Below are 12,102 nucleotides of genomic sequence, written 5' to 3' on the forward strand. Positions count from 1 at the left end.
CTGTGGTCGATCCGTGGCGACTACTTCCGGATCCTCGTTCACTGGGACGCGATCAGCCAGGTGATCGCCGGTTGGGTGCCGCCGCCGTACCTTGTCGAGGTGACCAGGGTCACCATGCTGATCACGCTCATGAACATCGCGATCGTCACCGATCGCCGCGGCGATCCGTTGCGCGAGCTCCTCCGTACGCTGCCCACCAGTGGCACGACGGATTCCCGCGTGACGGCGATGGTCACGGTGCTGCTCGCGTGCGACGCGGCCGACGGCGCCGAGATGCATCGCCGGCTGGAGGAGTTGTGCCGGAGCACCGACCATGACGTCGCCTTGGCGGCGACGCAGATGAGCGTCCACGTCTTGGAGAACGCGGGTGAGGTGATCGGGGCGATCGAGGCCGCTGAGCGGGTCCTGACGATGCTCCGTGAGGACGAGGGCCCGTGGTTCGCCGCGACCATGCGCGCCGTGCTGGCCCACCTGGTCATGCAGCTCGGCGACCGCCGGCGGGCGGTCGGACACGCGCGGACCGCCATCCCGGTGCTGAGCCGGCTCGGCGCCACCGAAGACGAGACCCAGCTACGCGCGCTGCTGCTGACCTCTGCGCTCGCCGACGGCGATCTCGACACCGCGGAGGCCGAACTCGCCGAGATCACCCGGATCAACGACAACGAGGCGGTGTTCGGCGGGGTGGTGATCGTCTCGTTGTGCGCGGCCGAGCTCGCCCTCGCCCGCGGCGGGACGGCCGCCGCGCTCGCGCAATACCGCCTGGCAGTTCTGCGGGCACGCGATCTGCGCCTGCCCGGGATGCCGAGCGCGGAGTTCACGCCGTGGTCGCTCGTCGCGGTGTCGGTCACCCTGACGGCGTACGCGTACCACGCCCCGCCGGAAGACGTCCGCTACGGCGAGGAGCTGTTCTCCGCCGTCCGGGGCTACGACATGCTGGCCGTGAAAAACCCCGTTCTCGACTACCCGCTGTGTGGCTCGATGCTCTTCGCGCTCGGCGCCTGGGGGTTGCTGCGAGGAGCCATGGCCCCCGGCGACTCGATCGGGTTGCTGGTGCTTGCCGAGCGGTTCGCTTACAACAGCCTCATGCCCAGCATGACCTTCGAGCGGATCGAACCGTACGCGGAGCGGGCCGCGCCCGGGTTGATCGCCGCCGTGCGGGCCCACTACGGCGATCGACGCGGCTCCGACCTGCTCGACGAGGCACGGAGTCTCGTCGAGCAGGTCTCCGGCCGTGACGGACGGAGGTCACATGTGCCGTTTGTAGCTGCGTACCGACAGCGGCGCGAAGATCGCCATGACGATCAGGCACGCCAGGATCGTCCAGGCCACCTCTCCGCTGACGACAGCGCGGTTGGCGAGGTCGCGGGCGGCCGTGACCAGGTGTGAGACCGGGTTGATCCGTACGAACGCGGCCAGCCAGCCGGGCAGGGTCTCGACGGGGACGAACGCGTTCGACAGGAACGTCAAGGGGAACAAGATCATCATGGAGATGCCCTGCACGGCCTGGGCGCTCCGGGCGATCGTGCCGACCCAGGTGAACACCCACGCCAGCGACCAGCCCGTGAAGATCGCCAGCAGGATCGCGGCGAGCACGCCGCCCGCTCCGCCACCCGGACGGTAGCCCATCACCAGACCCATGCCGAAGGTCAACGTGGCCGCGATCGTATAGCGGAGCAGGTCGGCCACCATCGGGCCGGCGAGCGGCGCGATCCGGGCGATCGGCAACGACTTGAACCGGTCGAAGACACCCTTCTCCATGTCCTCGCGGAGTTGCGTGCCCGTGGCCATGCACGTCGTCAACACGGTCTGGGCGAGGATGCCGGGGATCATCAGGGGGAGGTAGCTCTCCACGTCGCCGGCGATGGCGCCGCCGAAGATGAAGGCGAACATCGCGGTGAACAAGATCGGCTGCAGTGCCACGTCGAAGAACTGCTCCGGGTTGCGGCGCATCTTCTTGAGCGCCCGCCACGCCATCATCATCGTCTGGCCGAGCGTCTCCCCCATGGAGACGTGCCGCCGGGCGCCGGCCACGCGGTCGGCGGCCGTGACCACTTCGCGGGCAGGTGCGATCAGGGTGCTCATCGGTTCTCCTCCGTGCCGGTCTTGTCGTCGCCGTCCGTTTCGTGGCCGGTGAGGGCGAGGAACACCTCGTCCAGGCTGGGCTTGGCCACGCTCACCGAGGAGATCGACACTCCGGCGGCGCGAAGCGCGATCAGCACGTCCGCGGCCCGGTCGGCCTGGTCGAGGGCGACGTTGAGGCGGCCCTGCTCCGGGCTGAGGATCGGGTCGGAACCGAGGACGCGCCGCACGGTTTCCACCGCGGTGGATCCCTCGCCCGGGTCGGCGAGTTGCAACTGGAGGGCGGAGTCGCCGACCGCGGTCTTCAACTCGTCGGGGGTGCCCTCGGCGACTTTGCGGCCGTGGTCGATGACGGCGACGCGATCGGCGAGCTGGTCGGCCTCGTCCAGATATTGTGTGGTCAGCAGTACCGTGCAGCCGTCGGCGACCAGCCCGCGGATGGTGTCCCACATCTGGCCGCGCGTGCGCGGATCGAGACCGGTGGTCGGCTCGTCGAGGAAGATCAGCGGTGGCCTGGTGATCAGGCTGGCCGCCAGGTCGAGGCGCCGGCGCATGCCGCCGGAGAACTGAGCGATCGGTTTGCCGGCGGCTTCTTCCAGGCCGAACTGGGCCAACAGCTCGGTGGCGATGCGCCGGGCGCGCGGCGCGGCGATGCCCTGCAGGCGGCTGAAACGCCAGAGGTTCTCGCGGGCGGTCAGGTTCTCGTCGACCGATGCGTACTGTCCGGTGACGCCGACCAGCTGGCGGATCACGTGCGGGTTGCCGACCACGTCGACCCCGAAGATCTCGGCATGGCCCGCGTCGATCTTCAAGAGGGTGGCCAGCATCCGTAGCGTGGTGGTCTTGCCGGCGCCGTTCGGGCCGAGGACGCCGAAGATCTCACCAGGGCGTACGTGTAGGTCGATCCCGTCGACGGCACGGTGCCCGCCGAACGTCTTCATCAGCCCTTCCGCACGTACGGCCAGATCGGTTCCCTCATTGGGGGCCGGGCCGCCTCCGGTACGTCCGAGTTCTGTGATGTTCATGGCTTCACTCTCCGCGGCGCCGGTTTCACGGCACCCTCGACAGGGTTTCACCGGTTGCCGGGAGCTCCGCGGATTCGCTGAGCAGGCGCTTTGTGACGGCGGTAGACACGAGAGCACATGCCGACCACCGTCCGCACCGCCAGGTGCGTCGTCACGGTGCGAGGTGCTTCTCGAACCAGTGGTGGGCGTAGTACTCGGTGTTGTACGGCTCGATCTCGCGGTAGCCGGCCGAGCGGTACATCGCGATCGCCTCGGTGAGGTTGCCATTGGTGTCCAGCCGAATGGCGCCCCAGCCACGCTCGGCGGCGTATCGTTCCAGTTCGTCCAGCATCCGCCGCCCGATCCCGAGCCCGCGGACGGAGTCCGCCACCCAGACGCGCTTGATCTCGGCGGGTGCGTCGCGGTGGAGCTTCACCGCGCCGCAGCCGACGGGCTCGGCGTTGAGGGTGGCGAGCAGGAACACGCCGGCGGGTGGGACGAGTTCCTCGTCGTGGACCGGGTTGCTCAGTGCCGGGTCGAACCCGTCGTCGAAGCGTCGCGCGATGTCCCGGGCGTAGGCCCGCACGCACGCCCGGGCCCGCGGGTCGCCCGGGGGGCACGGCTCGATGACCACCATCGACGCGATGAGCAGCCGCTCGACCTCGGCCATCGCCGCGACGAGCCGTTCGCGGCGTTGCTCGCTGAGCGGCTCGAGGATCGACCAGGCGAGCTCGTCGGAACGCTTGTCGAGCTCGGCCCACTCGGCCCGGCCCGCGTCGGTGAGCACGGCGGCCCGTACCCGTGCGTCGCCGCCGACCTGGTCGGCCGGCGCGACGGTGACGAGCCCGTCACTCTCGAGGGTGCGCAGGAGCCGACTCAGGTACCCCGAGTCCAGCCCGAGCCGGGCCCGTAGCGCGGCGACCTCGGCGCCGCCGGGGCCGATTTCCCACAGCAGACGTGCCTGCGCGAGGGGTCGTCCGCGGGCCATGTACTCGTCGTCGAGCGCCCCGACCCGCTGTGTGACCGTCCGGTTGAACCGCCGCGCTGCGGCGATGAGTTCCGAGTCCATATATCTGACTTTAGTCAGGTATATGGCACTGCCGCAATCGTGCTCTCATGCCACCGACAGCTGACCGGGCGTTCGCACTCGGGTGAGCAGTGCTCCGTTCGGGGCGGACATCGATGGTCTGAATCCTGTATTCGCCACACAGGGGACAGAAGAGGCCCCGGGCCGGCTGTGACGCCGGCCAGGGGCCCTCCTATGTGATCCGCCTACGTCAGTCGTTGTCCGACGACGGGATGTAGGCGCCCGGAACGTCGTTCGGGGCGTAGATCTTGGCGTCACCCGGGAAGGGCTTGGTCCACCCGTGCGCCTCGTACCACGCGAAGCGCTTCATCTGCTCCGGGGGAGCGGAGTCGGCCTTGGCGCTGGGCCCGGTGAACAACTGCTTCGACTTCCAGGTCTGCCACTGCGCCGCCACCTGCTGCTCGGCCGCCGGCGCCTTCGCCGTCGTCGGCGCGGGTGCGGCGGCCGGGTTCTGCGGAGCCGGGGTGTCCAGGCCACAGGACGGCGGGGTGGACAGACCCAGGGTCAGCGAGGTCCGGTTGGGCACAGCGGTGAACGGCGTGTAGTCGGGCGTGTCGGTGAACGCCGTAGCCATCGGAGTGGCGGCGCTGTCCAGCTGGTTCATCGGGTGGATCCCGAGCATCTGCTCGATGGTGCGAACCATGGTGATCTGCGTGTAGTAGTGGCTGTCCACGGTGCCGTGCTGGGCCCAGGGGCTGATGATCTGGATCGGAGCACGGTGGCCGTCGACGTGATCGACCCAGCCCTGGGAGTCGTCCTCGACCACGAAGATCGCGGAGTCCTTCCAGTACTTGCTGTGCGAGATCTCGTCGACCATCTTGCCGACGGCCAGGTCGTTGTCGGCGACCTGGGCGGGCCCGGTCGTCGGACCGCCGGTGTGGTCGTTGGACAGCCAGAACATGTTCAGGTTCGCCGGGCCGTTCTTTTCGAAGTCCTGCTTCCAGACCTCGTACTTGTAAACGTCCGGGACGCTGGTGTCGAACTGCGGGAAGCCGGGCACCGACACCTCGTTGAGCGACGGGATCGCCGAGCCCGTCTTGATGGGGTAGGCGGAGGGCTTCCCGGTCGCGTCCATGACCTTGGCGTCGCAGTACAGGTTCTGCCAGGTCGCGCCCTCCGGCTTCTGCTCGAACGACTGGAACTCGCCGAAGTCCTTGACGGAGTTGCCGGCCGCCTGCGCACCGGTCCAGATGAAGCCGGTCTTCTGGTGGCCCAGAGCGTCGTCCTCGGTGTCGTAGCTGCGTGTGTACTCACCGGCCGAGGACTCGGTGTACTCGGGGTTGTCGGCCTGCATGATCCAGTTGTGGCCCTCGGCGGAGTTCGTGCCGGTGTCGTAGGCGTTGTCGTACAGCCCGAACTGCGTGGCCAGCGCGTGCTGGTTCGGCGTCACGTTCTCGCCGTACTGGATCAGTCTCGGGTCGTTGTTGCCCTTCGGCATGTCGCCGAAGACCTCGTCGTAGTTCCGGTTCTCCTTGACGATCAGGAAGACGTGCTTGATCGTCGAGGGGTCGCCGATCTGCACGGGGACCGGCACCGGCTTCTTGTTGGCGTGGCCCTTGCCGTTGGCGATCTTGACCGAGTTGTTGGTCCAGCCGTTCTGCTCGAAGACCTTGGCCGTGTAGGACTTGATGGTCTTGTCGTCCGGCAGCGTGAACTTCTGCAGGCTGGAGGTCGTGTCGTGGGTGCCGTGGTACCAGGCCGGCGGCGGGAAGTTGGAGGGGCTGCGCGCGTCGATACCACGCGTGTTGGAGACCAGCACGTCCTTGCCGACGGTGGTGATCTCGGAGGGGAAGTAGTCCGTCGGGAGCAGGCCGACGTAGCTGACCGGCTCCTGCGGCTTGGTGTACTTGTAGACGGCGATCGCGTTGGCGCGGCCGAGCGTCACCAGCAGGTGACCGTCGTCGGTGAGCGTCACCGCGTTGGGCTCGTAGCCGACCTCGGCCTCCGGCCACGGCTGGGTGGCGATGGTCTGGACGACCTTGTCCTTGGCGGTGTCGATGACCGACACCTCGTTGGTGGCCGTGTTGGTGACGAACACCGCCCCGTTCTTGGCGTACACGGCGGTCGGGTGCAGACCCACGTCGATGCTCGCCGGGGCGGCGGCCGGCTTCGCCAGGTCGATGACGCTGACGGTGCCGGTGGTGGTGGCACCGGTCTTCGGGTCGGCCGGAACCTGGGTGCCGTAGGAGTTGATCGTGGTCTCGCCGGGCTTGGCCGGACGCCCGCCCTCGTTGCTCACGTAGAGCTTGTCGCCGACCTTGACCATGCCACGCGGGGCGTTGCCCACGGCCCAGGTCTGCTGGATGGTCCCGGTCGCCGCGTCGATGGCGACCACGCGGTTCTGGCCGTTGACGGCGGCGTACACGGTCTTGCCATCGGCCGAGAACACCGGTGCGGCCACCAGCGCGTGCTTGGACCCGTCCGCCGGGATCATGATCGACGTCGGGTTGGCGAGGCTGCCGTCCGCGTTCACCGTGAACACGGTGTAGCCGTCGGTCCGGCCCAGCCACAGCTGCTTACCGTCGGGCGAGTACGTGGGACCTTCCTGGCCCACGTCGTTACCGGTGATGCGCAGATTCGCCGCCTTGTTGTCGCCGACGTACTGCTGCAGGGTGTAGGTCTTCAGGTCCACGATGGCGAGCGCCATCCCACCATCGGTGATCGAAGCCGCCAGGTGGGTGCCGTCCGGGCTCACCGAGGACGACATGATCTTGCCCTCGTTGAGGACCAGGCGCTCACCGATCGGCTTGATGTACTGGTCGCCGGACGTGACCAGGCCCTTGTCGGTGGTCTGGGCGACCTGGTCGTTGCCGAACACACCGGTGGAGGCGGAGGCGATGCCCCCGCCGGCGACGACCAGAGCGGCGGTGGCGGCCGCGAGGAGGTGAATACGGCGGCCGGTGGGTCGGAGTCCGAAACGGTCCTTGGTGACGCGCTGGCGCGTGACTTGCATGAAACTATTCCTTCGTCGTGCTTGTGAGCAGGTCGACGTTCCCGTCGAACTGCCACAGGGGGTTGGGCGCATCCCCGATCGGGGCGCGCACCTGGAAGTAGCCGTTCACCTCCTTCGGTCCGTCTCCGTCGGCGACGTACCGCCCGTCTGCGGTGACGTCGAGCTGGTAGATGGCGGTCCCCCCGGCGTCGTACCGGCGCAGTGAGGCCAGGGCCGAGAGGTTCTGCCGCGCGGTGAGCGAGGGATGGAGCGCTGGCCTGTCCACGAAGCCCGCGACGCCGTCGGGGACGGTGAGCGTCCGCCCGGCCGGCGTGCCCAGGATCTCGAGGCTGCCGCTGTCCGCGACCGCCAGGCCCAGCAGCAGACCGAGGAGCGTCGTCTTGCCGGCGCCGTTCGGGCCGACCAGGCCGTGGATCTGCCCGCTCGCCACGTCGAGATCGACGCCGTCGAGTGCGACCACATCACCGAAGGACCTGGTGATCCCGCGAGCCCGAGCTGCGGGGGTCCTGTGCATGTCGGTCTCCCTTGGCTTGATCTGCAGCAAGGGGAACCTAAAGATCGCGGTTTGCGCTGGCGAGGCACGCAGTCGAACTTTGGGCGAATGTCACTTAGCTGCCGATATGCCACTTAACTTGGCGATAACGGCGCAAGTCGCTGAAATGCCGCTTAACCCGGCGATAACCATTCGCGCCGGGGGATCGCGCGGTCGCACCGGTCCACGCGCTCGCCCCCTGACTCTCACTCGGTGCCGGGGCGAGGTGACTCAGAGTGCACCACGATCAGACGAGACGCCGCTCGTCGTGAGACAGGTCGAGCGGCCGCGGCTCGCGGGTGCGACCCGACCCGCCGGCAGGAACGTGCGTGGTCAGCCGGTGGAAAGCGGGTGGCGTAGTGCTTGTGGTCAGCGTCTACCCGCCAGGACGTTTCGGGCGACGGCCTTACGTTCGGCGGCTTCCCGCTCCGCCGCCTGCTGTTCAGCCGCCACGCGGACGTCGTAGGCCGCGCGGGCGGCGGCGATCTGGTTCTGGTGCTCTTCGGTCCAGGTGACCAGGGCGCGGATGGTCTCATGCAAGGTCGCGCCCATGGGGGTGAGCTCGTAGTCCACGCGCGGCGGCACCGTCGGATGCACGGTGCGGCCCACCAGACCGTCGCGCTCCAGGTGGCGCAGGGTCCGGGTGAGCATCCGCTGGCTGATCCCGTCGATCATGCGGCGTAGTTCGGTGAAGCGCAGGGTGCGCCGATCGAGCAGAGCGATGACCAGCAGCGACCACTTGTCGGCGACACGATCGAGAATCTGCCGGACCTCGCAGTCCTCCCGGGTGTCCCATTGCAGAACGTCGTAATCGCCGCCGGTATCCCCGCAGTAACCGACGGACTTCGAAGTGCCGTCTTCCATGGTCATCAATAGTGACCAACCATGCTGCTAGTTACAAGAGGGAACCGGCAGCCGTGTAAGTAACCGCGAGTCGGTCCCGTTCCCCGAGAGGAATGGACCATGTCCCCACCGAACGACCGCATGGACGTACGCGCCTGGAGCGTGCTGTTCGTACTGGGCGGAGCGATCTTCCTGGAAGGGATCGACGTGGCGATGCTGAATGTGGCATTGCCGGCGATCCGAGCAGATCTGGGTTTGTCCACAGGGATGCTCAGCGGCGTGGTCAGCGCCTACGTGCTCGGCTACGGCGGGTTCATGCTGCTGGGCGGCCGCACCGCCGATCTGCTGGGCCGCCGCCGCATGTTCCTGACCTGGCTGACCGTCTTCCTGATCTTCTCAGGTCTGGGCGGCTTGGCCACCGAAGGCTGGATGCTCCTGGTCGCCCGATTCGTCACCGGCGTCGCCGCCGCGTTCATGGCGCCCGCCGGGCTGGCGCTGGTCACCGGCAACTTCCCCGAGGGCCCGCAGCGCACCAAGGCCCTTGGGGTGTACGCCGGAACAGCCTCGGGCGGGTTCTGCCTCGGCCTTGTCGCCGGCGGCCTGCTGACCTCGATCGGCTGGAGGTGGGTATTCTTCGCCCCGGTGGCGCTGTCAGCGGTGATCTTGCTGGCGGCGATCCCCCTCCTCAAGGATTCCGGCACACCGGAGCGTTCGCGAGGCGGCTTCGACCTGGCCGGGGCGTTCAGCATCACCGGCACGATGGTGCTGCTGGTGTACGGAGTGGTCCGGCTGGAGGACCCCAGGAACGACACCTGGATCACGATCGCGGCCTTCTTCGCGGGACTGGTACTGCTGACGGCCTTCATCATGATCGAACGGCGGGCGGCCAACCCCCTGGTGAGCTTGGGGATCCTGCGCTCGGGCCCCCTCGTCCGAGCCAACCTGGGGGCGCTGCTGTTTCTCGCCTCGTTCGCCGGCTTCCAGTTCCTGGTGACCCTCTACCTCCAGGAACTGCGCGGCTGGAGCACCCTGCAAACCGGCCTGGCCATGCTGGTGATCGGCATTGACACCGTCCTGGCCCCGACTGTGACGCCGCGCCTGGTGAGCAGGTTCGGCAACGTCCGCGTGCTGTTCGGCGGGCTGGTCCTGGCAGTCGTGGCCTACGCGCTGTTCCTGCCGATCGGGCTGGACTGGGCCTACGCCGCCATGTTCCCGACCATGGTCCTGCTCGGCCTGGCGTTCTCCCTGACCTATGGTCCGCTGACCATGGCCGCCACCGAAGGCATCGACGAACACCAGCACGGCCTGGCCGGCGGCCTTCTCTACACCGCGATGCAGTTCGGCACCGCGCTGGGTCTGTCAGCGGTGACCGCCGTGAACATCGCGACGCTCGGCGACGCCACGACCTCCCAAGCGGAGCTCGACGCCGTCCGAACCGCCCTGACCGTGCCCGCAGCCGCCGCGGTCGTCGCCGTGGTGATCACGGCCTTCGGCATCCGCGCCCGCACCGGCACTCCGGACACCGCCCCAGCGCCCGCCAGGGCCTCGGCCTGACCACGATCGGAGGATCGCATGGCCACCAAGGTGACGTCGTTCACCGTCGTCGAGGAGCAGTTCAACGCCTACATCGGCGACATCGTCTACGCCACCATGACCACCGTGGACGCCAAGGGCCGTCCACGGGCGCGCGTGCTGATCCCGATCTGGGAGGTGGTCGACGGCCGCCCGGCCGGCTGGCTCGCCACCTACAGGACTCCGGTCAAGGCGGCGCACCTCGCGAAGAACCCGCACGCCACCTTCTCCTACTGGACGCCTCGCCAGAACGCCGTGAACGTCGACACCGTGGCCGAATGGATCGACGACGCGGAGATCAAGCGCCGGGTGTGGGCTCTTTACCGGAAAGGCAGCCCACACGGGGCCGGCTACGACCTGGGGAACTTCTGGAAGAGCCCCGAAGATCCCGAGCTGCACGTGCTACGACTGACCCCGTGGCGCGTCCAGGTCATCCGGGGCAGCGACCTGCACAGCAGGATCTGGCAGGCCGAAGGCACCGCCTGACGTGCACCGGAACCACCCCACATCCCTGTGGGGAGGCGCGACCGAGAATCGTGTCCCCGGCCTCGCTCGAAAGGCCGGCTCTACCGGCGATGCCTTTTCGCGAGATCCGCGAAAAGGGCGATCGTGCGGTCCTGATCTTCTGGAAGTCCGACGGGGAAGATGATCAGCTCGGTTGCCCCGGCGTCGGCGAAGCGGCCTACCGTTTCTTCGACGTGGGCCTCGTCGCCGGCGACCAGAGTGTCGTCCGGTCCTGTGGAGCCCTGCCGATCGAGCAAGGCGTGGAAGGTGGGCAGTGTCGCGGCTTGGCGGAAGTCCGTGTTGACGCGCCGGCGTGTTCCATCCACGTCCGAGGTCACGGACGCAAGCAGCCCGACGGCGATGCGTGGTGCCGCTCGTCCCGCTGCGGCGGTGGTGACGGTGGGAACCACGATCTCGCCGAGGAAGCGGGGCGTCGTCCACATCGTGAGCGCGCCGTCGGCCCGTTCGCCGGCGAGGGCGAGCATGCGAGGCCCGTTCGCGGCGAGCAGGAGGGATGGCGGGATCACGCCAGGGGCGGCGACGCCGCCGACCGCAGTGATCGATCGACCGCGGACCTCCACCTCCTCACCCCGCAGGACCGGGCCGAGGACGTCCAGGACTTCCCGTGTGTGCTGTACGGGCGGCTGCCAGGTCAGCCCGTACCTGCTTTCGACGACCGGTGCGTGGCTCGGACCTATGCCGAGCGTCAGCCGCCCACCGGTTGCGGCGTGTGCGGTCAGCGCCTGGGCGGCCAGGGCGAGAGGATGTCGTGGGTAGGTCCCCACGACGGACGTGGCCAGCTCGATGTCCGGTGCGCGGTCGCCCACTGCGGCGAACACCGTCAGCGGATCCCATCCGCCGTGCTCACCGAGCCAGAAACGCGAGAAGCCGTTCGCCGCTGCGCGCTCGATCTCCGTCAGGAGTTCCGGGATGGGCGCGGCACCGTAGCTCGACAGTCCGATTTCCATGCGGTCAGCTCCTCAGGCTCGCGCGGCGTGAACAGTGATCAGATGTTCCGGGGTCGGAAACTTTCAGTGGCGCCGCCGCACCTGCTTCGGCAGTCGACGCTCCCTCGCGTCCGGTGCACGGACGGATGGTCACAGCGTCACCTCGATCCCGATCCACGGGTCAGTGCCACCGCGGAGCCGGTTCCACCAGAACACCAACCGAGCCGCGGGATACCTGCGCGACATGAGTCTCCGGACGCGGGCCGTCTGCGTCTCGTCCAGAAGCCGGGCCGTGGCCGCCGCGCTCGGCGCGCCCTCCGCGATGCGGCCCCTGCCGTCGCATGGTGCGACCACGACGGACGTGTTGTTGCGGATGCGTTTGGCCTTGCCGCTGTCTCGCGCCGTCAACACGAACAGTTCGTCGCCGTCGACGACGAACCCGACCGGAGTCGGTACGGCCCGGCCGTTCTTGCGGAAGGTGGTCAGGCTGATGTGCCGGCCGCGGATGATCTCGTTCAGCCAGGTCATGCCGTCCTCGCCGCCATGGCGAAGCTCGCGCCTCTCCAGGCTTCCGGCATCGT

At 68.3% G+C, this 12,102-nt stretch carries 10 protein-coding genes; 2 read left to right on the forward strand and 8 right to left on the reverse strand.

The genetic code is table 11. The features are described from left to right. Positions 1-1,245: 1,245 nt before the first annotated feature. From Pph01_RS43185 to Pph01_RS41485, 6 genes are all read right to left on the reverse strand, one after another. Entirely contained in the window at positions 1,246-2,082 is an 837-nt protein-coding gene (locus Pph01_RS43185) for an ABC transporter permease (RefSeq protein WP_239117403.1), read from the reverse strand. Next, positions 2,079-3,020, reverse strand: coding sequence for an ATP-binding cassette domain-containing protein (locus Pph01_RS41465; protein WP_373315717.1), 942 nt, complete (start codon positions 3,018-3,020; stop codon positions 2,079-2,081). The genes Pph01_RS43185 and Pph01_RS41465 overlap by 4 nt, the downstream gene beginning before the upstream one ends. Before the next feature lie 235 nt (positions 3,021-3,255). Then, entirely contained in the window at positions 3,256-4,152 is an 897-nt protein-coding gene (locus tag Pph01_RS41470; RefSeq protein ID WP_204078757.1) for a helix-turn-helix domain-containing GNAT family N-acetyltransferase, read from the reverse strand. Positions 4,153-4,360: 208 nt separating this feature from the next. After that, the gene (locus Pph01_RS41475; RefSeq protein ID WP_204078758.1) at positions 4,361-7,123 is read right to left on the reverse strand and encodes a bifunctional YncE family protein/alkaline phosphatase family protein; all 2,763 of its coding nucleotides are present in this window, start codon (positions 7,121-7,123) and stop codon (positions 4,361-4,363) included. Positions 7,124-7,127: 4 nt separating this feature from the next. Next, positions 7,128-7,637: an ATP-binding cassette domain-containing protein gene (locus Pph01_RS41480; protein WP_204078759.1), complete on the reverse strand. Its 510-nt coding sequence runs from the start codon at positions 7,635-7,637 to the stop codon at positions 7,128-7,130. 387 nt (positions 7,638-8,024) lie between these two features. Beyond that, positions 8,025-8,519 (reverse strand): winged helix-turn-helix transcriptional regulator, encoded by a 495-nt coding sequence (locus Pph01_RS41485; RefSeq protein WP_204078760.1) that lies wholly within the window; start codon positions 8,517-8,519, stop codon positions 8,025-8,027. Positions 8,520-8,618: 99 nt separating this feature from the next. Here Pph01_RS41485 and Pph01_RS41490 point away from each other — a divergent pair, with 99 nt between their 5' ends. Further along, positions 8,619-10,052 carry an MFS transporter gene (locus Pph01_RS41490; protein ID WP_204078761.1) on the forward strand — a complete coding sequence of 478 codons (1,434 nt, stop codon included), beginning with the start codon at positions 8,619-8,621 and terminating at the stop codon, positions 10,050-10,052. Positions 10,053-10,070: 18 nt separating this feature from the next. Further along, a complete protein-coding gene (locus Pph01_RS41495) occupies positions 10,071-10,556 on the forward strand; it encodes a pyridoxamine 5'-phosphate oxidase family protein (protein ID WP_204078762.1) in 486 nt (161 codons plus the stop codon). A gap of 80 nt (positions 10,557-10,636) precedes the next feature. On the opposite strand, the gene Pph01_RS41500 is transcribed toward Pph01_RS41495, so the two are convergent. Further along, positions 10,637-11,542 carry a TIGR03564 family F420-dependent LLM class oxidoreductase gene (locus tag Pph01_RS41500; protein WP_204078763.1) on the reverse strand — a complete coding sequence of 302 codons (906 nt, stop codon included), beginning with the start codon at positions 11,540-11,542 and terminating at the stop codon, positions 10,637-10,639. Between the two features lie 129 nt (positions 11,543-11,671). Continuing rightward, positions 11,672-12,049 (reverse strand): PPOX class F420-dependent oxidoreductase, encoded by a 378-nt coding sequence (locus tag Pph01_RS41505; protein ID WP_204078764.1) that lies wholly within the window; start codon positions 12,047-12,049, stop codon positions 11,672-11,674. Between the last annotated feature and the right edge of the window lie 53 nt (positions 12,050-12,102).

The sequence above is a fragment of the Planotetraspora phitsanulokensis genome (genome assembly GCF_016863295.1).
In the GTDB taxonomy this organism is placed as follows: Bacteria; Actinomycetota; Actinomycetes; order Streptosporangiales; family Streptosporangiaceae; genus Planotetraspora; species Planotetraspora phitsanulokensis.